Here is a 26,631-nt window from a genome sequence, read left to right on the forward strand (position 1 = left end):
CCCGCCGCGCGGCGCGGTCGCGTCAGAAAGGTCCCGCTCATGGCCATCGAGGTCGGCACCCCGGCTCCGGACTTCGAGCTCAACAACCAGCACGGCGAGGCCGTCCGGCTCTCCGACTTCCGCGGCCGGCGGAACGTCGTCCTGGTCTTCTACCCGTTCGCCTTCACCGGCGTGTGCACGGGCGAGCTGGGCGCGATCCAGCGGGAGCTGGCGGGCCTGCAGAACGACACCGTGCAGGTGCTCGGCCTCTCCTGCGACTCGCAGTTCTCCCAGCGGGTCCTCGCCGACCGGGAGGGCCTGGAGTTCCCGCTGCTGGCCGACTTCTGGCCGCACGGCGAGGTCACCCGGGCCTACGGCGTCCTCGACGAGGAGCGGGGCTGCCCGCTGCGCGGCACCTTCGTGATCGACACCACGGGCACGGTGCGCTGGAGCGTCGTCAACGGCCTCCCGGACGCCCGGGACGAGCAGGAGTACCTGAAGGTCCTCGCGGCGCTCTGAGACCCCCGCCCGGGCCCCGCACGCGCCTCGGCCGGGTCGCGGGCGCCCCGCGGCACCCGCCGGCCGAGTGCCCCGGGGCCGTGTCCGGCCTGATCAGGGGTGCGGACGGGAACCCCGTACTACGCTCGGGCCGTTGGCGGGGTGGGACGCGGGAGCCGATGGGCTCCCGCCGCCCCGGACCGCACCACCGGGGGCACCACTGGACGTGCCTCCCGATTCTTGGAGGACTAGTGGGAGTCAGCCTCAGCAAGGGCGGCAACGTCTCGCTCACCAAGGAGGCACCGGGCCTCACCGCCGTGGTCGTCGGCCTGGGCTGGGACGTCCGGACCACCACCGGCGCGGACTTCGACCTGGACGCCAGCGCCCTGCTGTGCAACGCCCAGGGCAAGGTCACCTCGGACGGGAACTTCGTGTTCTTCAACAACCTGAAGAGCCCGGACGGCTCGGTCGAGCACACCGGCGACAACCTGACCGGCGAGGGCGAGGGCGACGACGAGGCGATCAAGGTCAACCTGGCCGGCGTGCCGGTGGACGTCGAGAAGATCGTCTTCCCGGTGTCGATCTACGACGCCGAGACCCGCGGCCAGAACTTCGGCCAGGTGCGCAACGCGTTCATCCGTGTGGTGAACCAGGCCGACAACACGGAGCTGGCCCGCTACGACCTCTCCGAGGACGCCTCCACCGAGACCGCGATGGTCTTCGGCGAGCTGTACCGCAACGGCGTGGAGTGGAAGTTCCGCGCCATCGGCCAGGGCTACGCCTCCGGTCTGCGCGGCATCGCGCAGGACTTCGGCGTCAACGTCTGAGCCCGCGCCGGCGCCCTGCGGCGCGGGCTGCGCGCCGTTCTCCCGGGGCGGCCCCGGACCTCCGAGGTCCGGGGCCGCCCCGGCTTCGTCCGGCCCGGTGCCGCGGCGGTTCCTCGCACTGCGAGGATGTGAGTTCAGGAAGTTCAGCCGACCAGAACCGGTCGGCCGGGGCCGCGGGGGACTACACCTGGAAGGCGCCCCGGGAGAAGCAAGGGAGGAAGAACGTCATGGTGGTCACGCTCGCCAAGGGTGGCAACGTCTCGCTCACCAAGGCCGCGCCGAACCTGACACAGGTCCAGATCGGCCTCGGCTGGTCCGCCCGTTCGACCACGGGCGCCCCGTTCGACCTCGACGCGAGCGCCCTGATCTGCGGTGGCGGGCGAGTGCTCGGTGACGAGTACTTCGTCTTCTACAACAACCTCAAGAGCCCCGAGGGCTCGGTGGAGCACCAGGGCGACAACCTCACCGGCGGCGACGAAACGGGTGACGACGAGGTGGTCCTGGTCAGCCTGGACCTCGTCCCGGCACAGGCCGACAAGGTGATCTTCGCGGTCTCGATCTACGAGGCCGAGGCGCGGCTCCAGAACTTCGGTCAGGTCCGCAACGCCTACATCCGGGTCGTCAACTCGGTCGACGGCCAGGAGATCGCCCGCTACGACCTGTCCGAGGACGCGTCCAGCGAGACCGCGATGATCTTCGGTGAGCTGTACCGCTACGCGGGCGAGTGGAAGTTCCGCGCAGTGGGCCAGGGGTACGCCTCCGGCCTGCGTGGCATCGCGCTCGACTTCGGCGTGAACGTACAGTAAAGGCGGAAATCGGACTTGTCGCACCCGACCCGATCATGAGAACAGAGGGCAGTGCGGGGGTGACCTGACCGGGCCGGGCCCGGTCAGGACGTCTCGGGGACGAGGCCGCCCCCGGCACGGCCAGAACCCGAAAGGTAGCCAACTCCCGTGTTCCTCCGCACATTCGGCTGGTCGTTCGCGATCACCGCCATCGGCCTGATCGCGGCCGGACTGCTCTGGGGAGCCCAAGGCTTCGGCATCGTGCTGATCCTCTCCATCCTGGAGATCTCCCTGTCGTTCGACAACGCGGTGGTCAACGCCACGGTGTTGAAGCGGATGAACCCGTACTGGCAGAAGATCTTCCTGACCGTCGGTGTCCTCATCGCGGTCTTCGGCATGCGCCTGGTCTTCCCGCTGCTGGTCGTCGGCCTCACCGCGAAGCTCAGCCCCGCGACGGTCATCGACCTCGCGCTGCACTCCGAGAAGACCTACGAGGGCCTCACCTACGGCCAGTACCTGGAAGCGGCCAACCCGGCCATCGCGGCCTTCGGCGGCGTCTTCCTGCTGATGATCTTCCTCGACTTCATCTTCGAGGAGAAGGACTACAACTGGCTGGCCTGGATCGAGCGCCCGCTGGAGAAGGTCGGCAAGCTGGAGGCCTTCTCCACCGTCGTCGCCCTGGTCGCCCTGCTGCTCGCCTCCAACTTCTTCGCCGGGGAGCACGCGGAAACCGTTCTGCTCGCCGGTGTCCTCGGCCTGGTCACCTACCTCGCCGTCAACGGCCTCTCCTCGATCTTCGAGTCGGGGCTGGAGGCCGAGGAGGAGCGCGAGGAGGAGGCGGAGAAGGCCGGCAAGTCGATCGTCCAGGTCGGCGGCAAGGCCGCGTTCTTCCTCTTCCTCTACCTGGAGGTCCTGGACGCCTCGTTCTCCTTCGACGGCGTGGTCGGCGCGTTCGCCATCTCCAGTGACATCTTCCAGATCACCCTGGGCCTCGGCATCGGCGCGATGTACATCCGCTCGCTGACCGTCTTCCTGGTCCGCAAGGGCACCCTGGACGACTACGTCTACCTGGAGCACGGCGCGCACTACGCGATCGGCGCGCTGGCGGCGATCCTGCTGATCGGGATCAAGTACCACATCCCGGAGATCGTCACCGGGCTGATCGGCGTCGCCTTCATCGGGCTGGCGCTCGGCTCGTCGATCCTGCGCAACCGGCGCGAGGGCGCGGACGAGGAACCGGAGCTGGTCGGCACCGGAAAGTAGTCCGCAGGGCAAGCGAAACGGCCGCCTCCGGGATTTCCCGGGGGCGGCCGTTCCTCGTGGTCCGCGGTCGTGGCCGCGGGGTGCCGGGGTCAGCCGAGCTGCTGCTCGATCGCGCGCAGCTTGCGCTCCAGCGAGTCCAGCTTCGGCATCGACAGGGTGTCGTCGTCGGCCGTCAGGTCGATGGCCGAGCCGCTGCGGGACGACCCGGTGCCGGAGGAGGACGACGAGTACGAGGACGAGGAGTAGGAGGAGGACGAGTAGGACGAGGACGAGGACGAGTACGAGGAGCCGACGGCGGCGCGGGGGCGGCGGCCGGCGTCCAGGGCGGCCGGCTCCGGCGAGTCGCCGGACAGGAGCGAGGCCGAGGTCGAGGTGGTGGCGTCGGATCCCGCGGCTAGGGCAGGCTCCGTAGCGCTCGGGCCGTCTCCGGCAGCCGTGAGGGCGGGAACCTGGCGGCCGCCGCGGGTCCGGGCGAGCATGCCGCCCTGCCGGGAGATGGCCTTCAGCTCGGCCCGCTCGCGGCGGTCGGCCGTACGGGCGCGGGCCTTGGCGTCCAGCTTCGCCTGGCGCTCCTCGCGCACCTCGTCGACCGCCTCGTCCAGGCTGCGGACGTTCTCCAGCAGCATCAGCGACCAGGCCGCGTAGGTCTCGCGCGGGGCGCGCAGCCAGCGGACGATGCGGATCTGCGGCAGCGGGCGCGGCACCAGGCCCTGCTCGCGCAGCGCGGCCTTGCGGGTCTGCTTCAGCGCCCGGTCGAACAGGATCGCCGCCGAGATCGACATGCCGGAGAAGAACTGCGGGGCGCCGTCGTGCGACACGCCGCGCGGGGCGTGCACCCAGTTGAACCAGGCCGAGGCGATCGCGAACACCCAGACCAGCAGGCGCGAACCGAGCGCGGCGTCACCGTGGCTGGCCTCGCGGACGGCGAGCACCGAGCAGAACATCGCGGCGCCGTCCAGACCGAACGGGACGAGGTACTCCCAGCCGCCGGACAGACCCAGGTTTTCCTTGCCGAAGCCGACCAGGCCGTGGAAGGAGAGGGCGGCCGCGACACCGGCGCAGCAGAACAGCAGCGTGTACGAGGAGATGCCGTAGATCATCTCCTTGCGCCGACGGCGCTCCTCGCTGCGCTCCCAGGAGTCGCCGGACTCGTCCTTCTTCGAGCTCTTGAATCGCAGCGTCGCCATCAGGACGGCGACGAACAGCAGGGCTGCGCCGCCGACGACGGTCCAGACCAGCTGTATGGAGGTCAGGTTCATTGCGGGTCGGGCCTCGGGTTTCCGCAGGGGACAGGATCACAGCGCGACACAGGCGGTCAGGGCCCGCCGAGCGGGAGCTGCCTGACGGTTCGTTCGTCGCCGCACGACGGGCCCGCCGCGCCCGCGCAGGGGCGGACGGGACACCTGTGCGGCTAGACGATATCGCGTCCGAAGGGGCGGCATGCTACGGGAGGGCGGCTTCCTCCCGCCAATCGACCCGCCGGTCGGGCCCGGTTGGGTAGAGGAGGGGGCGGACTGGGTATCCGACGGCCGGGCCGATGCCCGATCATTGGTCGGCGGACCGTCAGAACGCCTGACGGGAGCAGGGGGAGAGGACTGCATGGTCTCGATCTGGGAGTACCTGCGCGGGGACAAGAGCTACACCTTCGACAACCCCGGCGGTCAGCACAAGGTCATACTCACCAAGTCGGCCCCGCAGCACGCGATCACCGGGTCGGCCGCCACCACCGGCTACCTCTACGTCAACCTGCACTGGACGATGAGCGCCGGAGGCGCCGCCCGGCCGAGCACCCGGGAGTCCGTGAAGCGGTTCCTCAGCCCGCGGATCCTGCGGCCGCAGGACCCGGACTCGCCGCAGGGCACCGAGCCGACGAACGTCGACCTCGACCTGGCCTGCATGTACGAGCTCTCGGACGGGAGCACCGGCGTGGTGCAGCCGCTCGGCGGGCTCTTCGGAGACCTCCAGAACGCGCCGTACATCAAGCTCAGCGGCGACGACCAGTACGGGGCGCCGTCCGGCGAGACGATGTACGTCAACCTGGAGAAGAAGGACAAGTTCAAGCGGCTGCTGATCTTCGTCTACATCTACGACGGCACGCCGGCCTTCGAGCAGTCGCACGCGGTGGTCACGATCGTGCCGCAGACCGGGCCGCGGATCGAGATCAAGCTGGAGGAGCGGGCCCGGGCGGCGCGCTCCTGCGCGGTGGTGCTGATCGAGAACTCGGGGGACAACCAGCTGACGGTGCGCCGCGAGGTGCGGTACGTCAACGGGTTCCAGGCGGACATCGACCGGCTGTACGGCTTCGGGATGCAGTGGCAGCGCGGGTACAAGAGCGACTGACGGCGGTCGGCGGTTCCATGGCGGTTCCATGGCGGTTCCATGGTGGGGCCGGGCCCGGGTCTCGGCGGGGCCGGGGCTGTCGGGCGGCCCCGCCGGGGACGTCAGCGGGGCTGGAACTGCGGGCCCTGCGGGGGCAGCGCGAACTCCTCGCCGGTGGAGGCCGGGGGCTGGGCCGTCGGCGGCTGCGGCGGGACGGGCGGCTGCTGGCCGGTGCCGGGCTGCGGGTAGCCGTAGCCGGCGGGGCGCTGCTGCTGCGGGACGGGCTGGTTCGGCTGGGGATAGCCGTAACCGCCCGGCTGCTGCTGGTAGGGCTGCTGGCCGGTGCCCGGCTGCGGGTAGCCGTAGCCGCCGGCGGGCTGCTGCTGGGGGTGGCCGTACGCCGGACCGGTCTGCTGGGGGTAGCCGTAGCCGGTGCCGGGCTGGTGGCCCGGGGGTGCGGTGGGCGGCGGGGGCATGGTCGGCGGGGCCGCGGGCGGTGGCGGGGTCGCCGGTGCGGGCGAGGCGCTCGCGGCGGCGGTGGCCGGGGCCGGGGCGGTGGCCGGCGGCTGGGTGGGCGGCTGGGTCGGGGCGGGCGGCTGGGCCGGCGGCGACTGCGGGACGGCCGGGGCCAGCGTGAAGGTGCCCGGCTCGGGGGTGGTCGAGCGCGGGTCCGGCATCGCGGTGCTGCGCGGGTCGAGAGTGCCGGACGGCGTGGTGGACACGGGCACCTGGGCGGGCACCTGGTCGGCCTCCGCCTCGTCGTCCACCATGATGCCGAAGTCGGTGGCGAGACCGATCAGCCCGGAGGTGTAGCCCTGGCCGATCGCCCGGAACTTCCAGGACCCGGACCGGCGGTACAGCTCGCCGGCGACCAGGGCGGTGACGTTCTCGGCGTCGTCGATCTCGAACTCGGCGAGCGCGGGCACGCCCTCGCCGGCCGTGGCGTCGAAGAGCAGCAGGCGCAGCCCCGGCACCGCGCGGAACGGTCCGCCCTCGGAGGAGCCGGCCAGCACCACCCGGTCCACCTCGGCGGGCAGCTTGCCCAGCTCGACCTCGATCGTGTCGATGATCTCGGCGCCGCCGGAGGTCTGCTGCTTGGGCAGGTGGCGGACCAGGCCGGAGGGGTGGCGGGGCTGGTTGTAGAAGACGAAGTCGGCGTCCGAGCGGACCTTGCCGGAGGCGCCGAGCAGCAGCGCCGACGCGTCCACGTCCGGCGCACCGGGCGTGGCGCTCCAGCGCAGCACGGCGCGGACCGCCGCCGCCGGCAGTGCGATGTTGGCGCCCTTGGCCATCACGTGCGTCATAGCCGACCATCCTGCCTGTTCGCCACCCCTTCGGACAACGTGACCGGACCGGTCCGTGCCGGGTCGGACTTTGCCAAGACTTGCGCTTTCCGAGGTTTGCCGCCGTCGTTTCCGGGGTTCGTCGCCGTTCCGCCCATGATCGTCCAAGTGGACCGGGATGTTCCGGGAGTTCAGTGCCGGGGAACCGGGACCGGCCGGATCCCGTCCGTACGATGGGCGGTCGAAAGGTCCCCGGGGTTTCGACGCAGGGGCGCCCGGCGGAGGCGCCCCGGGAACCAAGGCGCCCGGTCGGCCGGTTGACCAGGGTGTCGTCGGCAACCGGTCAGGGGCCGGTCCACTTCCTGGAGGAGAGCACCTTGCGCCATTTCGGCCACCTCGCCGAGGACGTACGCGGCCGGCTCTTCCTGGAACAGCCGCGCCCGTTCGACGTGCGGAGCGAGCCGACGGTGCTCGCCACCGCCCTCGGCGGCACCCTCTACAGCCCGGCCACCCGGCCCGCCCTGGCCGCCGACATCCGCAAACTCGCTGGTCGGGGCGTGGTGTCGATGGTGCTCTGCCTGGAGGACGCGATCGCCGACCACGAGGTGGACGCGGGCGAGCGGAACCTGGTCGAGCAACTGAATGACCTGGTCAAGGATTTCACCTCCTGTACACAGGGCCATCCCCTGCTCTTCATCAGGGTCCGCACCGCCACCCAGATCCTCGACCTGGCCCGGCGCCTCGGACCGGCCGTCGAACTGCTGAGCGGCTTCGTACTGCCGAAGTTCACCCCCGAGAACGGTGGCGAGTACCTGGCCGCGCTGGCCGCCGCCGAGGCCGCGACCGGGCGGCGGCTGTTCGCCATGCCCGTCCTGGAGTCACCCGAACTCGCCCACCTGGAGACCAGGCGGGACCAGCTCTTCGGCATCGCCGACCTGCTCGCCGGCCACCGCGAGCGGGTGCTCGCCGTCCGGCTCGGTGTCACCGACCTCTGCTCCGCGTACGGCCTGCGGCGCTCGCCCGACCTCACCGCGTACGACGTGGCGCTGGTCGCGTCGGTGATCGGGGACGTGGTCAACGTGCTCGGCCGGGCGGACGGCACCGGGTACACCGTCACCGGACCGGTCTGGGAGTACTTCCCGGTGCAGGAGCGGATGTTCAAGCCGCAGTTGCGCCGGACCCCGTTCGCCGGGGCGTCCGTCTCCGCCGCGGCCGGGGCTGCGGCCGGGGCTGTCGGGGTTGCCGGGACTGCCGGGGCACTGCGGGCCTCCGGGGAGGAGGTCCGCCGACGGATCATCGAACACGACCTGGACGGGCTGATCCGGGAGGTCGAACTCGACCGGGCCAACGGCCTGCTCGGCAAGACCTGCATCCACCCCAGCCATGTGCCGGCCGTGCACGCCCTCTCCGTGGTCACGCACGAGGAGTACTGCGACGCCCGAGACATCCTCCGGCAGGAGCAGGACGGCGGCGGGGTACTTCGCTCGGCGTACACCAACAAGATGAACGAGGCCCGGCCGCACCGGGCCTGGGCGGAGCGGGTGCTGCTGCGGGCGGAGGTGTTCGGGGTGGCCCGGGAGGACGTGAGCTTCGCGGAACTGCTGTCGGCCTGTCTGTGCGGCTGACTGTTTCCGCGACCGAACCCGAGCCGTTCCCTCCGGTGCCCCCGGCGGGGATATGACGGATCCGTGAGTGGCGGGGCACCGACGCACCGACGCACCGACGAAGCAACGCACCGACGAAGCAACGCACCAGCGCACGAACGCACGAACGCACCAGCGCACCATCGAAGGCAGGACCAGCAGTGACAGCAACACCGCAGACGTGGACCGGCCGTTGGGTCGCCGACCGGGCCGGGATCGCGCTGACCGGATCCGAGCGCCTCCCCGAACTCGTCGGCCTGGCGCTGCGCTCGGGGAACCCCAAGCGCGCCCACCTGCTGGTCTCCAACGTGCTCGGCAAGCACGTGCCGCAGCGGCCCTCGGTGGTCCACGGCACCGGGCTCGAACTCGGCCGCCGGGTCCGCGAACTGCTCGGCGCCGCGGCCACCGCGCGCGCCGTCGTGCTCGGCTACGCGGAGACGGCCACCGGCCTCGGCCACAGCGTCGCCGACGGCCTGGACGCCCCCTACCTGCACTCCACCCGCCGACCGGTGCCCGGCCTGGCCCCGGTCGGCGGCTTCGAGGAGGAGCACTCGCACGCCACCTCGCACCTGCTGCTCCCCGCCGACCCCGCACTCCTCGCCGGGGACGGGCCACTGGTGCTGGTGGACGACGAGTTCTCCACCGGCCGCACGGTGCTCAACACCATCCGCGACCTGCACGCCCGCCACCCCCGCGGCCACTACGTGGTGGTCGCCCTGGTGGACCTGCGCTCCGCGGCCGACCGGCGCCGGCTCGACGAGGCCGCCGCCGAACTCGGCGTCCGGCTGGACCTGGTGGCCACCGCGAGCGGGACCGTCGAGCTGCCCGAGGACGTCGTGGCCCGGGCCGAGCGGCTGATCGCCGGGGCGGCACCGGAGGAAGCGCCACCGGCGGCCCCCGCGGCGCCGCTGGCCCGGATCGCGCTGGACTGGCCTGCCGGACTCCCGGACGGCGGCCGGCACGGCTTCACCGCCCGCGACCGCGCCCGGCTGGACGCCGCCCTGCCCCGACTCGCCGGACAGCTGGCCGAGGCCCTGCCCGCAGGGGCACGGCGGGTGCTGGTGCTCGGCTTCGAGGAGCTGATGTACGCGCCGCTGCGCCTGGCCGGCGCCCTCGACGAACGGCTCGGCGGCAACCGCGTCCGGTTCTCCACCACCACCCGCTCGCCCGTCCTGGCGGTGGACGACCCCGGCTACGCCATCCGCACCAGGCTCGCCTTCCCCGCCCACGACGACCCGCAGGACGGTGGCTCGCCCGAGCGCTACGCGTACAACGTCGCCCCCGGCAGCGACCCGGCGCGGCGCTTCGACGCGGTGGTGCTGGTGGTGGACGACATGGCCGACACCCCGGCGCTGCACGAGGGCGAGCGGGCGCTGCTCGGCCAGCTGCGGCAGGTGACCGACCGGGTGGTGCTCGCCGTGCTGCCCTCGCACCGGCCGGTGGCCGGGGGTGCCGCTTCGCCGGCTGGGCCTGCTGCGCCGTCCATTTCGCCGTCGCCGTCGCCGTCGCCGTCGCTGCCCGTGCCGCTGCCCGTGCCGCTGTACGGGCCGGCGTTCTCCTCGTACCCGGCCGAGGAGGTGGCCTGGCTCCTCAAGGACCTCTCCGGGGTCGCGCTCGAAGCCCCCACCGAGGAGCGCGAGGAGGCCGTCCAGAACGGCGGCGCGCACTACGCCGAGTCGCTGCCGGTCGAGTACCAGCCCAGCCCCGAGTACCAGGAGCTGTTCCAGCAGGCACTGCGCGGCTCCGCCGGCCGGATCGCGCTCGCCGTCGGCACCGTCGCCGAGACGCTGCTGCGCGAGCGCGGCCCCGGGCTGGTGCTCGCCTCGCTGGCCCGCGCCGGCACGCCCGTCGGCATCCTGGTCCGGCGCTGGCTGGCCTTCGCGCACGGCCTGTCCGTCCCGCACTACGCGGTCTCGATCGTGCGCGGCCGCGGCATCGACCCGGTCGCGCTGCGGTACCTGGCGGCCCACCACCGCGCGCAGGACGTGGTGTTCGTCGACGGCTGGACCGGCAAGGGCGCGATCACCCGCGAACTGGCCGGCGCGCTGGCCGGCACCGACTTCGACCCGGACCTCGCGGTGCTGGCCGACCCGGGCCGCTGCGTACGGACGTACGGCACCCGGGACGACTTCCTGATCCCGTCCGCCTGCCTCAACTCCACCGTCTCCGGGCTGGTCTCGCGCACCGTGCTGCGGGCCGGGCTGATCGGGCCGGACGACTTCCATGGCGCCAAGCACTACGCCGAACTGGCCGGGAGCGACGTCTCGGCGGCCTTCCTGGACGCGGTGGCCGCCCGCTTCGGCGAGGTCCGTGCCGCTGTGGCCGAGGGCGCCGGCCGACTCGCCGACGACCCGCAGCGGACGCCCGACTGGGCCGGCTGGGCCGCGGTCGAGCGGATCAGCGCCGAGTACGGCATCGACAACGTCAACCTGGTCAAGCCCGGCGTCGGCGAGACGACGCGGGTGCTGCTGCGGCGCGTCCCCTGGCGGATCCTCGCCCGGCGCGGTGCCGGCGCGGACCTCGACCACGTCCGGCTGCTCGCCGCCCAGCGCGGAGTCGAGGTCGAGGAGGTGGACGGCCTGCCGTACACCTGCGTCGGCCTGATCCACCCCCGCTACAGCCGCGGGGCGACCGGGGGCGACGGGCGTGCCGTGACCGACGGACACCCCGGCACCGACGTGCGCCCCGGCACCGACGGGAGCGCCGCGACCGACCGGAGTGCCGTGACCGACCGGCGTGCCGTGACCGACCGACGTGCCTTCACCGATGGGCGCGTCGCGACCGAGACTACGGGGAGGGAATCCTGATGGGTGTTCTGGTGGCCAGCGACCTCGACCGGACGCTGATCTACTCCGAACGGGCGATGGCCCTGGCCGAGCCCGACCGGCTCGCGCCGCGGCTGCTCTGCGTCGAGGTGTACCAGGGGCGGCCGCTGTCCTTCATGACCGAGCGGGCCGCCGGGCTGCTCGCCGACCTCGCCCGGGAGGTCTGCTTCGTCCCGGCCACTACCCGGACACCGGAGCAGTACGGGCGGGTCAACCTGCCCGGCCCGACGCCGGACTGGGTCCCCGCGTACGCGATCTGCGCCAACGGCGGGCAGCTGCTGGTGGACGGCGTGCCGGACCGCGACTGGCGGGCCGAGATCACCACGCGGATCGCGGCCGGCTCGGCCCCGCTGGAGGAGGTGACCCGGCGGCTCGCCCTCTGCGCCGACCCGGAGTGGACGCACAAACGGCGGGTCGCCGACGAGCTGTTCGCCTACCTGGTGGTCGAGCGCGCCGCGCTGCCGGAGGGCTGGCTCGACGAACTGACCGGCTGGTGCGCCGACCGCGGCTGGACGGTCTCCCTGCAGGGCCGCAAGGTGTACGCGGTGCCCGCGCCGCTCACCAAGAGCGCCGCACTGGCCGAGGTCGTCCGGCGCGCCGGCGCCGACACGGTGCTGGCGGCCGGGGACTCACTGCTCGACGCGGACCTGCTGCTCGCGGCGGACGCGGGCTGGCGCCCGGGACACGGCGAACTCGCCGACAGCGGCTGGACGGCCCCCGGCGTCACCGCCCTGACGGAGGTGGGGGTGACGGCCGGGGAGGAGATCGTCCGGCAGTTCCTCGCCGGAGCGTCCGCCCTGCCGGTCGGGGTCTGACCGGGACCGGCCCCGGTCAGCCGCAGCAGCCGCCCCCGCAGCAACCGCCCCCGCCCCCGGCGGCGGGGGCCTGCTGGGCGGCGGCCGCGCCACCCGTGACGGCGACGGTGGACAGCAGCTTCACGGTGTCCTCGTGGCCCTGCGGGCAGACGGCGGGGTCGTTGGCCTGGGCCATCGGGCGGCGGAGCTCGAAGGTGGCGCCGCAGGAGCGGCAGCGGAAGTCGTAGCGTGGCATACCGGCAGCGTACCCAGCGGGGGTGGCTGCCGGGAGCCCTGTTCCGGTGCCGCCGGTGCCGCCGGTGCCGTCGGTGCCGTCGGTGTTCCCGGTCCTACCGGCCTTCCCGGTCCTACCGGTGACCGCCGAGGTCCCCGCGGATCAGCTCGATCACCCGCGCCGCCGTGTCCCGCACGCCCGCGAGCTCGGTCAGGAAGTGCCAGTAGTCGGGGTGCCGGCCCGCCGCCTCCAGCGCGGCCACCGCGCGGTCCAGCCGGGCCACCGCCTCGTCCAGCGGGGCGGCGTGCCGCGGGTCCGGCGCGCTGCGCCCGGCCATCGCCAGCCGCTGCGCGTCCCGGATCGCGAAGCGGGCACGCTCGATCTCCCGGTTGGGGTCGTGCTGCACCTCGTTCAGCTGCCGCAGCCGGTCGTTCACCGCGGACACCGAGCCGTCGGCGGTCTCCAGCAGCGCGCGGACCGTCCCGATCGCGGCGGTGGCGTCCGCCCAGCGCTGCTCGTCCCGCGCCCGGGCGGCCTCGGCGAGCTTGCGCTCGGCGGCGCGGCCGGTCTCCGCGACCTGGTCCGACACCCGCTGGAGGTCCTGCCAGCAGGCGGTGCTGAACCGGCGGCGCAGCTCGCTCAGAGCGGGCTCGACCGTCGCGGCCTTGGTCTCCAGCGCCTGGATGCGGGTCCGCAGGCTCGCCACCCGCCGGTCGATCTCCCGCGCCCGCTCCGGCAACTGCCCGGCGTCGGCGGCGATCGCCTCGGCGCGGTGCTTCACGTCGTCCGCGCGCCGCAGGGTGTCCGCGACCCCGTGCCGGGCCGGGCCCTCGTTCAGCCGGCCGAGCTCGGGCGCCAGTTCGGCCAGCCGGGCCGCCAGGTCGTCCGCCCGCAGGCCTGCGCCGCGCGCCTCGTCCAGCGCGGTGGTGGCCGCGAGCAGCGCGCGCTTGGCCTGCTCGACCGCCGGGGTGACCCGCATCAGCTGCTGCTCGGCGTGCTGGACGGTCGGCTGGAGGCGGCGCAGGAAGTCGTTCAGCTCCGCCCTGGCTGAGCCCAGCTGGCCCTTCACATCCTCCAACTGGCGCTTGGCCTGCGCGGCCGTGCCCGCGTCCAGGGTCTCGCTGTCCAGGTTGTGGGCGTCGAGCGCGGCGAGGTAGTTCACGGTGACCTGGTCGACCCGGCCGGAGATCGCCGCCAGGTCGGCCAGCGCGCGCTGCGCCGCCTGGCCCTCCTCCGCCGCGCGGACCGTCTCCACCGCGAGCTGCACCTCGCGCTGGGTCTCCTCCAGCTCGTAGAACGCCTCCTGGGCCGCCGCCCGGGCCTCCCGGGCCTGTGCTCGTCCGCCCTCACCGCCGCCGCGCCGGCCCCACCAGCCGCCGGTCCCCGCCGAGGCCAGCCCGACCGCCCCCAGCGCACCCGCCAGCACCACCGGCAACACCAACGCGTCGGCCAGCGCACTCCCCGCCCGACGCCGCCCCCGCCCGCTCCCGCCGGCCACCGTCACTGCGCGCTCCCTGCTCCGACCCGCTGATCCGGCCTCCATTCTCCCCGATCCCCCCACCGGCCCGGCACCCCCTCCCACCCCATCCACCTCACGGCCCCGCACCCCGCCGCACCCCCGCCCACCCGCTGGCCCACCGGACACCCGGCCCACACCACCTCCCGGGACCAGGTACCCTAGGCACTCGTCGTACGCCCACCGGGCATGCGGCAGGGGGCGCGTAGCTCAGTGGTAGAGCGCTGCTCTTACAAAGCAGATGTCGGCGGTTCGAAACCGTCCGCGCCCACCACCCCAAGGGCCGGTCCGGGAGGTACACACCTCCCGGACCGGCCCTCGGCCGTTGCCGGTGTGCCGGTTGGCACACCGAGGGCGGCGCCACCCCACGGACTCGACGATTCCCGGCTGTCCGGTGAACCCATAGGTGTGAACGAAGGAAAATCCTCCGGCCTCCTTTCGGTCGGCACGCTACCGTGCTGGGTGGTCACATCGGGTGGCGAGGAAGTCGGGGCGCGGTGAGGGTTACTCAGACCAGGCGGATCGAGCGGGCCGGCGTCAATGCGCTTCGCATGCTGCTGGAAGAGCACGATCAGATCGTTCAGGAGATCGACGGGGGGAACGACTACGGGGAAGACCTTTTGGTGATGCTCACCGAAGGCGGGTACCGGACTGGTGTCTGTGTGGCGATCCAGGTCAAGAGCGGGCAGAAGTACAAGCGGTCGAACGGTTACGCGATTCCCGTCGACGGTCATGTCGAAGACTGGCGCAACAGCATCATCCCGGTATTCGGCGTGGTGTACGACGTCGATTCGAGGAAGCTATTCTGGGTCAATATCAGCAGGGTGCTTCAGGAGGATTTCGACCCGCCTTCCTGGATTCCGCTTGGGACCACTCGGAAGCTTTCCGGTACAACGGTCGCGGATTTTCTGAGCGAGGTCCACGAGTATGCGCGCTCCGTAAGATCCAGAGGGGGAACGAAGTCGATCCTCCAGGCCCGTCCTGTCCGCGGGGCGGTGCGTTCTCCGGCGAACTGGTTCGTGGGCCGTGAGGAGCACTCCGCTCTGCTCCGGCAGATCCTGACCGGTGCAGCGAACCGGAGGCTGCTCTTGACGGGGATGGCCGGAGTGGGCAAGACCTCCCTTGTCGACAACGTCCTCGGAGACCTGTCAGTTCGGGAGGCGTACCCGGGGGGCCTGGTCTTCGTCGACATGAACGGGTTCACCGGTGACCGCCGCACCATGGGGCGTCCCGAGGACGCGTATGCCCCCGTGCTCTCGGCGTTGGGAGTCCCGGCGGCGGAGCTGCCGGTCGAGGTCGGGTTGCTGCCCTCCTACTACCACGACTTCCTCGACCGGCGTGCCGCAGAGGGAAATCCGGTGCTTCTGGTGTTCGACAACGTGGCCCAGCTCTCGCAGGTCGCGGAGCTGGTCCCGAGAGCCGATGCGCACGGGCTGGTGATCACCTCGCGTATGCGCATTGGGATCATGGACGGTGTCGAGTGTGTACCCCTGGGCTGCATGACAGTCGAGGAGTCCGATGCGCTCTTCCGGAGGATCCTTACGCCGAGCCGGTGGGCCGACGCGGGCGAGGAGCGCGAGCGGCTCTGGGAACTCTGCGGCCGGCTCCCGCTGGCGATGCGGATTTCGGCGGCCATCCTGAAGGAGGACCCGACCCTGGGAGTCTCTGGCCTGGTCGAGGAACTGGCGGAGGCCAGGACCCGGCTGGATGTCCTGCGATACGGCGACACGGCCGTCCGAGCCGCATTGGAAGTCTCGTTCCGGCACCTCGACGAAGACTTGAAGGAGCCGTTCTGCAGGCTCTCCGTCAACCCCACCCCGCAGGTGTCCGAGGAGATCGCGAGCGTCCTGATCGGGGTTCCGGTGGCGAGGGTCCGAACGGTGCTCCGGCGGATCGGGCAGGCCAGCCTGCTGTCCCGTGACTCCTCGGAGCGGTGGGTACTGCACGATCTCGTCTATCTGTTCAGTTCGGAGAAGTCCGACGAACTCATGGTCAGGTCCCGACATCGCGAACTCTTCGGAGAGCTTGCGAGGCGGTACTACGAGATCTCCGAGGAGGCCGATAGGGCGCTGCGCAGCACCCACCGCGACGGAACCGGGCGTTTCGATTCCATCAGCGGGGCGCTTGACTGGTTCGATACGGAACACATGAACCTGAAGGGGGCGGCGTTGCGGGCGACCAGCGAAGACCTGCCCGAGGACGCGTACTTCATCTTCATGCAACTGGTGCTCTTCTTCGACATACGGGGACGTGCGGCCGATATGTTCCAGTGTGCGACAGCGGCGTTCGAGGCTGCCAGAGCGTGCGGGAACGTCGAATGGCAGGTCCGTGCCCTGAACAACCTCGGACTGTGTCTGACGGCCCGGAGGGAGTTCGACGACGCGATCAGGAAGTTGACGAAGGCGGTTGCGATAGCCGAACGGATCGGCTTCCTGGAAGGTCAGTGCGACGCCAACACCAGCCTGGGCGCTGCCGTGCGCCAGCGTCGGAGCCCGGCTGCCGCGATCCCGGTCCTTCTTGAGTCGGTCCGGCTGGCCAAGCGCACGGGCAGCCCGGTGAAGATCGGTGCCGCCCTTACCAATCTCGGCACGGCGTTTCGGGAATCCGGGAGACTGAAGGACGCTGGCGAAGCGTTGGCCGAGTCCATTCTCTTTCACAAGGCATCCGGAGACCTTCGGAAGGAAGCCTCGGCGCACGGCGGGCTGGCTCTGGTTTTCAACGATTCCGGTCGCTTCGAGTCGGCGCTGGGCAGCTATCGGGACTCCCTGACCGCTTACCAGGAGGTCCAGGACGAGTTCGGGGTGGCTCTCGCCCACCTGAACCTGGGGGCCACATATCTGCACATGGGTGATCTGCGCAGAGCGACCGAGGCCCTGGAGTACGCGAGCGCCCGCTTCGAGGAGATGGGTGATGACTTCCATCTGGCGAGCGTGCTGGCCAACCTCGGCAATGTGCGGAAGCTGGCGGGTGACGTCTCTGGATCAGCGGTCCACTACCGGGCGTCACGGGGGATCTTCGAGCGGATCGGCGCGCCTGATCGGGTCCGGTTGGTCGATTCCCTGCTAGCGAAGCTGGACTGAGGCACCGTCCTGTAGGTGTCGGTGCCCGTTGGGGACGGTTCGGCCGCGCAGGTAGGGGCACCGGCCCGACGCGAGCCGGAACCGGCGCACGCCGGTCACAGCGGACGGGCGGGTGGCGGGGCCGCGGGTGGCGGGCGAGGATCGGGGGGACCGGGCGGACCCCTGGGAGCGGTGGCGGATGGCTGAGCAGGTCGGGGAGTCGCGGGCGGAGCTTTCCTCGCGCCTGAACTGGCTGCGGGCGGCCGTGCTGGGGGCCAATGACGGCGTGGTGTCGACGGCCGGCCTCGTGACCGGTGTGGCGGGCGCGGAGGGTTCCCGGACGGCGCTGCTCGCGGCCGGGGTGGCCGGGCTGTTGGCGGGGGCGATGTCGATGGCGGCGGGCGAGTACGTCTCGGTCAGCACCCAGCGGGACACCGAGCGGGCCGCGTTGGCGCAGGAGCGGCGGGAGCTCGCGGAGGATCCGGAGGGGGAGCTCGACGAGCTGACCGACTACTACCGGGGCAGCGGGCTGGAGGACGGCCTGGCCCGGGAGGTGGCGACGGCGCTGACCGAGCGGGATGCGCTGGCGGCCCACGCGCAGACCGAACTGGGCATCGACCCGGACGTGTTGACCAACCCCTGGGAGGCGGCGCTGGCGAGCGCGGCGGCGTTCACGCTGGGTGCGCTGGTGCCGCTGCTGGCGGTGCTGCTGCCGCCGGAGTCGTGGCGGCTGCTGGTGACGGTGGTGGCGGTGGCGGTCGCGCTGACCGTGTCGGGCTGGACGAGTGCCCGGTTGGGCGGGGCGGGGCCGGGGCGGGCGATCATGCGCAACGTCGTGGGCGGGCTGCTGGCGATGGGGGTGACGTACAGCGGCGGTGTGCTGCTGGATCAGGTCATCGGGTGAACGCGAGTTCCCGGCCCCGTGAACGGTTCTACGTCGGGCCCGCCCGTCCGCCCGCCCGTCCGCCCGCCCGTCCGCCCGCCCGCCCGTCCCCCCGCACGTCCGGCCGGCGGCGAGGCCCGGGCACGCCGGGTGACGGCGCCGCCCGGCTCGACAGGCGAGGTGCCGCGGCCTGTGTTTGTGTGGCTGCAAACCGCTTGGGAGAGGTGAAGCGCCGTGACCGTGCCCCCGTTCGGATCGAACGATCCGTTCTCCGATCTGCTCAGCCGGTTCTTCGGGATGAGCCCGCTGGCTTCCCCGCCCGCCGTGCAGCGGGTGCCGATCGGGCGGTTGCTCAGCGAGTCCTCGCAGGAGCTGCTCGCGCTGGCCGCGCGGCGGGCGGCCGAGGACGGCTCCAGTGACCTCGACACCGCGCACCTGGCGTGGGCGGCCACCCGGGTGGAACCCTCGCGCCGGATGCTGGAACGGGCCGGTATCGATCCGGACCGGCTCTCCGGGGACCTGGAGCACGCCCTGCCCGCGGGCGACCCCGAGGCGGTGGACGGCCGACCGGCGCTCACCCCCTCGGCCAAGCGCGCGCTGCTCGCCGCGCACGCCCAGTCGCAGGCGGTGGGCGCCTCGTACATCGGCCCGGAGCACATCCTCGGCGCGCTGCTCGACCAGGAGCGCTCGGGGGCCGGGGTGGCGCTGCGCAACGCGGCGCCCTCGCAGGAGGCGCTGAAGTCGGTGCTGGAGGGGCGCGGCACCGGCGGCGAGCGCAGCAGTACGGGTGCCCGCCCGAGCGAGACGCCGACGCTGGACGAGTACGGGCGCGACCTCACCGAGGAGGCGCGTTCGGGCCGGTTGGACCCGGTGGTGGGGCGGGCCGAGGAGATCGAGCAGACCGTCGAGATCCTTTCCCGGCGGACCAAGAACAATCCGGTGCTGATCGGTGAGCCGGGCGTCGGCAAGACGGCGATCGTCGAGGGCCTGGCCCAGCGGATCGTCTCCGGGGACGTGCCGCAGAGCCTCAAGGAGAAGCGGGTGGTCACCCTCGACCTGACCGCGCTGGTGGCGGGTTCCAAGTACCGGGGCGAGTTCGAGGAGCGGCTGAAGAACGTGATCGACGAGGTCACCGCGGCCGAGAAGAGCGTGATCCTGTTCCTGGACGAGCTGCACACCGTGGTCGGCGCGGGCGGCGGTGGCGAGGGTTCGATGGACGCCGGCAACATCCTCAAACCGGCGCTCGCGCGAGGCGAGTTGAGCGTGGTCGGCGCGACCACGCTGGACGAGTACCGCAAGCACGTGGAGAAGGACGCCGCGCTGGAGCGCCGCTTCCAGCCGGTGCTGGTGCCCGAGCCGAGCGTCGAGGAGACCGTCGAGATCCTCCACGGGCTGCGCGACGCGTACGAGGCGCACCACCAGGTGCGGTTCACCGACGAGGCGCTGGACGCGGCGGCGACGCTCTCCGACCGGTACGTCAGCGACCGTTTCCTGCCCGACAAGGCGATCGACCTGTTGGACCAGGCCGGCGCGCGGGTCCGGCTGCGCAGCCTGAGCGGGTCGACCGAGGCGACCGGGGTGCAGGACCGGATCACCAAGCTGAAGCGGGAGCTGGACGAGGCCGTCGCGGACGAGGAGTTCGTCCGGGCCGCCAACCTGAAGACCGAGCTGCGGCAGACCGAGGACGAACTGGCGGCGATGGCCGAGTCCCGCGAGGAGGTCGTCGATGTGACGGCCGACGACATCGCGCAGGTGCTCTCCTCCCGGACCGGTATCCCGGTCGCGGAGCTGAACGCGACCGAGAAGGAGCGGCTGCTCAAACTGGAGGAGCACCTGCACGAGAAGGTGATCGGCCAGGACGAGGCGGTCACGGCCGTCGCCCAGGCGGTGCGCCGCGGCCGGGCCGGGATGGGCGACCCGGACCGTCCGACCGGTTCCTTCCTCTTCCTCGGGCCGACCGGCGTCGGCAAGACCGAGCTGGCGAAGGCGCTGGCGGCGCTGCTGTTCGGCGACCCGGACCGGATGATCCGCTTCGACATGAGCGAGTTCCAGGAGAAGCACACCGTCTCCCGGCTGGTCGGTTCCCCGCCCGGGTACGTCGGTTACGAGGAGGCCGGGCAGCTGACCGAGGCGGTGCGCCGCAAGCCGTACAGCGTGCTGCTCTTCGACGAGGTGGAGAAGGCGCACCCGGACGTCTTCAACCTGCTGCTCCAGGTGTTGGACGACGGGCGGCTGACCGACTCCCAGGGGCGTACGGTCGACTTCCGCAACACCGTGGTGATCATGACCAGCAACATCGGCTCCCAGCGGATCCTCGACCACGCGGGGAACGTGGACGAGATCCGTGACGACCTGATGCGCGACCTGAGGCAGCAGTTCCGGCCGGAGTTCCTCAACCGGATCGACGAGGTGATCGTCTTCCACGCGCTCACCCGGAAGGACCTGCTCTCGGTGGTGGACCTGCTGCTGGACCGCAGCCGGCGCCGGCTGCGGGCCCAGGACGTCGAGCTGGACGTCACCGGGACGGCCAAGGAGTACCTGGTCAACCGGGGCTACCAGCCGGAGTTCGGGGCCCGGCCGCTGCGCCGGACGATCCAGTCGGAGTTGGACAACCGGATTTCCAACCTGCTGCTGGACGGTTCGGTGCGGGAGGGGGACACGCTGATCGCGGACGTGAGCGACGGGGAGCTGGTGGTGACGCTGGCGCGGCCGGAGGCGTCGGCGACCTTCGAGGAGGCGGAGGCGAAGGCCCGGGCCGGCTCGGCGGCCTCGGGGGACTGAGGACGCCCGGGGGCGGGCGTACTCCAGCGGGAGTACGCCCGAACGCCACTGCTGGAGGACGCGCGGGGACGCGTCGCGGGTCTAGCTTGTGGGCATGATGCCGCCCACGTCCCCGCCGACCGAGCCGCCCTCGGCGGAGCGGCCACCGGCGCAGCAGCCGGAGGAGCCGCCCGAGCCGTGGAGCCCGCCGTGGGTGCGCGCGGCCAAGGCGGGCTACCCGCTCGGGACGGCGGCGGCGGTCGCGGTGCTCCAGGTGGTCGGCTCGACCTTCGCCGGGCACAACCAGCACGGGCGGGCCCCGCTGGACGCCCTCGGCTACCTCCTGCTGCTGCTCGGGCCGGCGCTGCTGGTGCTGCGCGAGCGCCGGCCGGTCGCGGTGGTGGCCGGCACCTCGGTGGTCACCGCCGGGTACCTGGCCGGCGGGTACCCGTACGGGCCGGCCTTCGTGAGCTGGCTGATCGCCTGCTGCGTGGCGATCGGCTCCGGGCACCGCCGGGCGGCCTGGGCCGGTGCGGGGGGCGTCTACCTGGTGCACCTGCTCGGCACCTTCGTCCTGCCGCAGAGCTGGCAGCGCGCGGCCCTGCCGTCCGGCAGCGTCTGGCCGCAGGAACTCGGGCTGCTGGCCTGGCTGCTGCTGGTGATGGCGGGGGGCGAGCTGGTCCGGTTCCGGCGCGAGCGGATCGCCGCCCACCGGGCCTACCGGCAGCAGCTGGAGGAGCGCCGGGCCAACGAGGAACGGCTCAGGATGGCCCGGGAGCTGCACGACATCCTGGCGCACAGCCTGTCGCTGATCAGCATCCAGGCCGGGGTCGCGCTGGCGCTGCTCGACCGTCGGCCGGAGGAGGCCCGCGGCGCGCTGGTCACCATCAAGTCGACCAGCAAAGAGGCGCTCGGCGAGGTCCGCCAGGTGCTCGCGACGCTGCGCGGGCCCGGGGCGGCGCCGCGCGGGCCGGCCCCGGGGCTGGACCGGCTGGACGAACTCACCGAGCAGGCGGACCGGGTGGGCCTGGCGGCGGAGGTGCAGGAGCGCGGCGAGCGGCGCGCGCTGTCCGCCGCCGTCGACCTCACCGCCTTCCGGATCGTCCAGGAGGCGCTCACCAACGTGGTCCGGCACTCGGCGGCCCGCCAGGCGGTCGTGGTGCTGGACTGGACGGACCCGGCCGTGCTGGTGGTCCGGGTGGAGGACCCGGGGCCCGCGGTGCTCGCGGACGCGGGCGGGTCGGGCAGCGGGCTGGTCGGGATGCGGGAACGCGCGGCGGCGTTCGGTGGCACCATCGCCGCGGGGCCGCTGCCCGACGGCGGCTTCCGGGTCCGGGCGGAGCTGCCGACACCGAAGGCGGAGAGCGATTGATTCGGGTACTGCTGGCGGATGACCAGCTGCTGGTCAGGGCGGGCTTCCGGGCCCTGCTGGACCTCCAGGACGACCTGACGGTGGTCGGCGAGGCGGACGACGGCGAGGCCGCGCTGCGGCTCGCCCGTGAACTCGTGCCGGACGTCGTGCTGATGGACATCCGGATGCCGCGGATGGACGGGCTGGAGGCGACCAGGAGGATCGCCGAGGACCCGGCGCTGTCCCCCGTGCGGGTGGTCGTGCTGACCACCTTCGAGCTGGACGAGTACGTGTTCGAGGCGCTGCGCTCGGGGGCCGCGGGCTTCCTGGTCAAGGACACCGAGCCGGCCGAACTGCTGCGGGCGATCCGGGTCGCCGTCGCGGGGGACGCGCTGCTCTCGCCGGGCGTCACCAGGCGGTTGATCGGCGAGTTCGCCGCCCGGTCGAAGGCGCCCGAGGCCGTGCCGGAGGGGCTCTCGGACATCTCGATGCTGACCGAGCGGGAGCGCGAGGTGCTGGCCCTGGTCGGGATGGGGCTGTCCAACGAGGAGATCGCCCGGAGGCTGGTGGTCAGCCCGCTGACGGCGAAGACGCACGTCAGCCGGGCGATGGTGAAGCTCGGCGTGCGGGACCGGGCGCAACTGGTGGTGCTGGCCTACGAGTCGGGGCTGGTGCGGCCGGGCTGGCTGGGCTGATCGGCTCCTGGCGGTTGCGGCCCACGGGTGGTCGGCCCACGGGTGGTTGGTCGATGGGCGGTTGCGGTCCACAGGGCGGGTGCGCCGGAGTCGTCGCCGTCGCGCGGCTGCTTCCGGCCCCGCGTGTCGCAGGCGGTTCCTACTCTCCCGGGAGTATCCCAACTGCCGCTGCTGGTAGGACGCGTGATGAGACCTCGCTGCGGGACGCTCCAGTCACCTCGGGAACCACCCGAGGTCCTGGAGGCCCACCACCGAGGAGTTGAACCACCATGTACACCCAGCTGGCCGACTGGCACGGCCCCGGCCCATGGATCCTGCTGATCCCATTGATCTGGATCGCCGTGGTGGTCCTGGTGATCGCGGTGCTGCGCCGCACGGTCTGGCGGCGGCACGGCTGCGGCTTCGGGTACGGGTACGGGGTTGGAACCGGAGCCGGAACCGGAGCCGGAGTCGCGGCGGAGCATCCGCTGGCCGTCCTGGGCCGGCGCTATGCGGAGGGGGACATCGACGCCGAGGAGTACCGCGCCAAGCGGGCCGTGCTCAGCGAGTCGCCGCGGGACGACGCCAAGGGAGGTGGCGCCAGGTGACCACCCTGGACGTCGTACGGGGCACCGCCGCCCGGGTCGCCGACGCCGTGAAGGTCTACGGCGTCGGCGGCACCGAGGTCCGCGCGCTGGACCACGTGACGGTGGAGTTCCCGGCCGGGCGGTTCACCGCGATCATGGGCCCGTCCGGCTCGGGCAAGTCCACCCTGATGCACTGCGCGGCCGGGCTGGACAGGCTCACCGCCGGCAGCGCCTGGATCGGCGACACCGAACTCGGCCCGCTCAACGACCGGCGGCTCACGCTGCTGCGCCGGGAGCGGATCGGCTTCGTCTTCCAGGCCTTCAACCTGGTGCCCACGCTCACCGTCCTGGAGAACATCACCCTCCCGCTCGACCTGGCCGGGGCCGCCCCGGACCAGGCCTGGCTGGAGACGCTGGTCGACGTGGTCGGACTCGGCGACCGGCTGCGGCACCGTCCGAGCGAGCTCTCCGGCGGCCAGCAGCAGCGGGTCGCGGTGGCCCGGGCGCTGGCCGGGCGGCCCCGGGTGGTCTTCGCCGACGAGCCGACGGGCAACCTCGACTCCCGCAGCGGCGGCGAGGTGCTCGGCCTGTTGCGCCGGGCGGTGGACGAGATGGGCCGGGCCGTGGTCATGGTCACCCACGACCCGACGGCCGCCGGCTGGGCCGACGAGGCGCTCTTCCTCGCCGACGGACGGCTGGTGGACCGGATGCGGCAGCCCACCTCCGCCCTGGTGCTGGACCGGATGAAGGCCTTCGAACGGGGGCGGTCGTGAACGCCGTTCCCCTCCGGCTCAGCCTGCGCTCGCTGCGCGCCCACAAACGGCGGCTGGCCGGCACCCTCCTGTCCATCCTGCTCGGGGTGAGCTTCCTGACCGGCACGATGGTGCTCGGCGACACCCTGCGGGCCAACTTCGACACCCTCTTCGCCGACGCCAACGCCGGCACCGACGTCGTGGTCCGCAGCGCCGACGTGCTGGACTCGGCGGGCACGGTCGGCGGGGTGCGGGCGCCGGTGGCGGTGACGCTCGCCGACCGGCTGCGCACCGTGCCGGGGGTGGCGGCCGCGGAGCCGTCCGTCCAGGGCGCGGGCCAGCTCATCGGGAGCAACGGCAAGCCGATCGGCGGTCAGGGCCCGCCCACCCTGGCGGGCAACTGGCTGGTCGACGGCCGGCTCAATCCGTACCGGCTGGCCGAGGGCCGGGCGCCGGCCGCCCCGGGCGAGGTGGTGGTGAACCGGGGCGCGGCGAAGTCGGGCGGGCTGCGCGTCGGCTCGACCACCGTGCTGCGCACCCCCGATCCGGTGCCGGTCACCGTCGTCGGCATCGCCACCTTCGGGGCGGACGCGGACGGTATGGGGCCGAGCACCTTCACCGCGATGACCTTCGCGGACGCCGAGCGGTACCTCACGCCCAAGGGCGAGGGCCAGGCCGGCTCGATCCAGGTCCGCGCCGCGGGCGGGGTCTCCCAGCGGGAGCTGGTCGACCGGATCACCCCGCACCTGCCCGCAGGCGTCCAGGCGATCACCGGCGCGGCGGCCACCCAGGAGTCCACCCAACTGGTGTCCGGGCGGTTCCTGACCATGTTCACCACGCTGCTGCTGGTCTTCGCCGGGATCGCGCTGCTGGTGGCGACGTTCACCATCCACAACACCTTCGCCATCGTGGTCGCCCAGCGGACCAGGGAGAACGCGCTGCTGCGGGCGCTCGGGGCGGTGCGCGGCCAGGTGCTCGGGGCGACCCTGGCGGAGGCGCTGGCGGTCGGCCTGCTGGCCTCGCTGGGCGGGCTGCTGGGCGGGATCGGGGTGGCCGCCGGGCTCAAGGCGCTCTTCTCCGCACTCGGCTTCGCCCTGCCGACCGGCGGCATGGTGATCGGCACGGCCGCCGTCCTGCTGCCGCTGCTGGTCGGCACGCTGGTCGCGGTGGGCTCCGCGCTGCTGCCGGCCGTCCGGGCCGGGCGGACGGCTCCGCTCGCGGCCCTGCGGGAGACCGGGGTCGACCGGGCGGCGCAGGGGCGCTCGGGCGCCGTCCGGGTGGTGCTCGGCGGCCTGTTGCTGACCGGGGGAGTGCCGGTGGCCGTCCTCGGGGCGACGGACGGCCCGTCCGTGCTGCTGACGGCCGTCGGGGCCCTGGCGGTACTGGCCGGCATGGTGGTGCTCGGCCCGGTCGCCGCGGCCCTCGCGGTGCGGACGCTGGGCGCGCCGCTGCCCAGGCTGCGCGGGGTCTCCGGGGTGCTCGCCCGGCGCAACGCGGCCCGCAACCCGCGCCGGACGGCGGCCACCGCGAGCGCCCTGATGATCGGGGTCGCGGTGGTCACGCTGTTCACCGTCTTCGGTGCCTCGATCAAGGCCACCCTGGACTCCACGGTGAGCAGGTCCTTCGCGGGCGATCTCGCCGTCACCACCGCCTCGTTCGGGGCCGGCGGCAGCGGGATCGGCCCCAAGGTGGCGGACGCCCTGGCCGCCCTGCCCGAGGTGCGGCAGACGGTCGGGCTCGGCCGCGGCGTGGCCCGGATCGACGGGCACGGCCGGACGCTGGACGTGACCGACCCGGCCCGGCTGTCCGGGATCGTGGACCTCGGCCGGGTCGACGGCTCGCTGGCCGCGCTCGGCACGGACGGGCTGGCGGTCTCCCGCAGCGAGGCGCAGCAGCGCGGCTGGCGGCTCGGACAGTCCGTCACCGTGGGTTTCACCGACGGGGCGAGCGGTCCGTTCACGATCCGTGCCCTGTACGAGGGCGGCAGCCTGGCCGGGGACTACCTGATGACCCGGCAGGCCTGGGCCCCGCACCGGGGGCAGGACGCGGACACCATGGTCGCGGTCGGGCTGCGCGACGGCGTGTCGGCCGCCGCGGGCAAGGCGGCGGTGGAACGGGCGCTGGTCCCGTACGGCAGCCCGCAGGTGCAGGACCGCGCCGAGTACGCCAAGAGCGCGGCCTCCGGCGTCGACACGATGCTCTCGGTGGTCTACGCGCTGCTGGCGCTGGCGGTGCTGATCGCGCTGCTGGGCATCACCAACACCCTGACGCTGGCGGTGCACGAGCGGACCAGGGAGCTGGGGCTGCTGCGGGCGGTCGGTCAGAGCAGCGCCCAGCTGCGCGGCATGGTGCGCTGGGAGTCGGTGCTGGTGGCGGCCTTCGGGACGGTCGGCGGTCTGGGGCTCGGAGCCTTCCTCGGCTGGGCCCTGGTGCGGGCCTCGGACAGCGCCGGGACGGGATCGTTCGCGATACCGCCCCTCCAGCTGGCCGTGGTCCTGGTGGCCGGGCTGCTGGCGGGCGCGGTCGCCGGACTCCGCCCGGCGGGCCGGGCGGCGCGGCTGGACATCCTGCGGGCGATCGCGACGGAGTAGGAGGCGG

The 26,631-nt window shown here is 72.8% G+C and carries 20 protein-coding genes and 1 tRNA gene; 17 read left to right on the forward strand and 4 right to left on the reverse strand.

The window, feature by feature from the left end; genetic code table 11:
• The first annotated feature begins 39 nt into the window (after positions 1–39).
• The 4 genes from ACZ6EM_RS09835 to ACZ6EM_RS09850 all read left to right on the forward strand — a co-directional run bounded on the left by ACZ6EM_RS09835 (position 40) and on the right by ACZ6EM_RS09850 (position 3,352).
• A complete protein-coding gene (locus tag ACZ6EM_RS09835) occupies positions 40–498 on the forward strand; it encodes a peroxiredoxin (protein ID WP_401044728.1) in 459 nt (152 codons plus the stop codon).
• A gap of 230 nt (positions 499–728) precedes the next feature.
• Positions 729–1,304: a TerD family protein gene (locus ACZ6EM_RS09840; protein WP_359915653.1), complete on the forward strand. Its 576-nt coding sequence runs from the start codon at positions 729–731 to the stop codon at positions 1,302–1,304.
• A 227-nt stretch (positions 1,305–1,531) separates the two neighbouring features.
• Positions 1,532–2,110: a TerD family protein gene (locus tag ACZ6EM_RS09845; RefSeq protein WP_359914478.1), complete on the forward strand. Its 579-nt coding sequence runs from the start codon at positions 1,532–1,534 to the stop codon at positions 2,108–2,110.
• Between the two features lie 147 nt (positions 2,111–2,257).
• Complete coding sequence (locus ACZ6EM_RS09850; RefSeq protein ID WP_380549982.1) at positions 2,258–3,352, forward strand: DUF475 domain-containing protein; 1,095 nt, start codon at positions 2,258–2,260, stop codon at positions 3,350–3,352.
• Between the two features lie 89 nt (positions 3,353–3,441).
• On the opposite strand, the gene ACZ6EM_RS09855 is transcribed toward ACZ6EM_RS09850, so the two are convergent.
• Positions 3,442–4,611, reverse strand: coding sequence for a DUF2637 domain-containing protein (locus ACZ6EM_RS09855; RefSeq protein WP_465772185.1), 1,170 nt, complete (start codon positions 4,609–4,611; stop codon positions 3,442–3,444).
• A gap of 340 nt (positions 4,612–4,951) precedes the next feature.
• Between ACZ6EM_RS09855 and ACZ6EM_RS09860 the strand changes: the two genes are divergently transcribed.
• Complete coding sequence (locus ACZ6EM_RS09860; RefSeq protein WP_380549977.1) at positions 4,952–5,692, forward strand: Tellurium resistance; 741 nt, start codon at positions 4,952–4,954, stop codon at positions 5,690–5,692.
• 101 nt (positions 5,693–5,793) lie between these two features.
• Here ACZ6EM_RS09860 and ACZ6EM_RS09865 read toward each other — a convergent pair whose 3' ends face one another.
• Entirely contained in the window at positions 5,794–6,975 is a 1,182-nt protein-coding gene (locus ACZ6EM_RS09865; RefSeq protein ID WP_465772186.1) for a TerD family protein, read from the reverse strand.
• A gap of 356 nt (positions 6,976–7,331) precedes the next feature.
• Here ACZ6EM_RS09865 and ACZ6EM_RS09870 point away from each other — a divergent pair, with 356 nt between their 5' ends.
• From ACZ6EM_RS09870 to ACZ6EM_RS09880, 3 genes are all read left to right on the forward strand, one after another.
• On the forward strand, positions 7,332–8,579 hold the full coding sequence (locus ACZ6EM_RS09870; RefSeq protein ID WP_452179302.1) for an HpcH/HpaI aldolase/citrate lyase family protein: 1,248 nt from the start codon (positions 7,332–7,334) through the stop codon (positions 8,577–8,579).
• Between the two features lie 179 nt (positions 8,580–8,758).
• Positions 8,759–11,404 carry a phosphoribosyltransferase gene (locus tag ACZ6EM_RS09875; RefSeq protein WP_465772187.1) on the forward strand — a complete coding sequence of 882 codons (2,646 nt, stop codon included), beginning with the start codon at positions 8,759–8,761 and terminating at the stop codon, positions 11,402–11,404.
• Positions 11,404–12,237 (forward strand): HAD family hydrolase, encoded by an 834-nt coding sequence (locus tag ACZ6EM_RS09880; RefSeq protein WP_465772188.1) that lies wholly within the window; start codon positions 11,404–11,406, stop codon positions 12,235–12,237. The genes ACZ6EM_RS09875 and ACZ6EM_RS09880 overlap by 1 nt, the downstream gene beginning before the upstream one ends.
• A gap of 16 nt (positions 12,238–12,253) precedes the next feature.
• On the opposite strand, the gene ACZ6EM_RS09885 is transcribed toward ACZ6EM_RS09880, so the two are convergent.
• Together ACZ6EM_RS09885 and ACZ6EM_RS09890 are read right to left on the reverse strand one after the other, a co-directional pair.
• Positions 12,254–12,472 carry an FmdB family zinc ribbon protein gene (locus ACZ6EM_RS09885; protein ID WP_359914456.1) on the reverse strand — a complete coding sequence of 73 codons (219 nt, stop codon included), beginning with the start codon at positions 12,470–12,472 and terminating at the stop codon, positions 12,254–12,256.
• A gap of 112 nt (positions 12,473–12,584) precedes the next feature.
• Entirely contained in the window at positions 12,585–13,994 is a 1,410-nt protein-coding gene (locus ACZ6EM_RS09890) for a coiled-coil domain-containing protein (RefSeq protein ID WP_380353456.1), read from the reverse strand.
• 172 nt (positions 13,995–14,166) lie between these two features.
• Here ACZ6EM_RS09890 and ACZ6EM_RS09895 point away from each other — a divergent pair.
• The 9 genes from ACZ6EM_RS09895 to ACZ6EM_RS09935 all read left to right on the forward strand — a co-directional run bounded on the left by ACZ6EM_RS09895 (position 14,167) and on the right by ACZ6EM_RS09935 (position 26,624).
• Positions 14,167–14,241 (forward strand) — tRNA-Val (locus tag ACZ6EM_RS09895).
• A 223-nt stretch (positions 14,242–14,464) separates the two neighbouring features.
• Positions 14,465–17,047, forward strand: coding sequence for a tetratricopeptide repeat protein (locus ACZ6EM_RS09900; protein ID WP_465772189.1), 2,583 nt, complete (start codon positions 14,465–14,467; stop codon positions 17,045–17,047).
• Between the two features lie 178 nt (positions 17,048–17,225).
• Positions 17,226–17,930, forward strand: a complete 705-nt coding sequence (locus ACZ6EM_RS09905; protein WP_465772190.1) for a VIT1/CCC1 transporter family protein — start codon at positions 17,226–17,228, stop codon at positions 17,928–17,930.
• A gap of 213 nt (positions 17,931–18,143) precedes the next feature.
• Complete coding sequence (locus ACZ6EM_RS09910; protein ID WP_452179308.1) at positions 18,144–20,690, forward strand: ATP-dependent Clp protease ATP-binding subunit; 2,547 nt, start codon at positions 18,144–18,146, stop codon at positions 20,688–20,690.
• 94 nt (positions 20,691–20,784) lie between these two features.
• A complete protein-coding gene (locus ACZ6EM_RS09915) occupies positions 20,785–22,041 on the forward strand; it encodes a sensor histidine kinase (RefSeq protein WP_465772191.1) in 1,257 nt (418 codons plus the stop codon).
• Positions 22,038–22,715 (forward strand): response regulator transcription factor, encoded by a 678-nt coding sequence (locus ACZ6EM_RS09920; protein WP_359907250.1) that lies wholly within the window; start codon positions 22,038–22,040, stop codon positions 22,713–22,715. Before ACZ6EM_RS09915 ends, ACZ6EM_RS09920 begins: the two co-directional genes overlap by 4 nt.
• 269 nt (positions 22,716–22,984) lie before the next feature.
• Positions 22,985–23,302 (forward strand): SHOCT domain-containing protein, encoded by a 318-nt coding sequence (locus ACZ6EM_RS09925; RefSeq protein ID WP_452179310.1) that lies wholly within the window; start codon positions 22,985–22,987, stop codon positions 23,300–23,302.
• A complete protein-coding gene (locus tag ACZ6EM_RS09930) occupies positions 23,299–24,054 on the forward strand; it encodes an ABC transporter ATP-binding protein (RefSeq protein WP_380550445.1) in 756 nt (251 codons plus the stop codon). Before ACZ6EM_RS09925 ends, ACZ6EM_RS09930 begins: the two co-directional genes overlap by 4 nt.
• Entirely contained in the window at positions 24,051–26,624 is a 2,574-nt protein-coding gene (locus tag ACZ6EM_RS09935) for an ABC transporter permease (RefSeq protein ID WP_452179311.1), read from the forward strand. The genes ACZ6EM_RS09930 and ACZ6EM_RS09935 overlap by 4 nt, the downstream gene beginning before the upstream one ends.
• Positions 26,625–26,631 lie beyond the last annotated feature (7 nt).

Source organism: Kitasatospora sp. NPDC041917 (assembly GCF_055589745.1).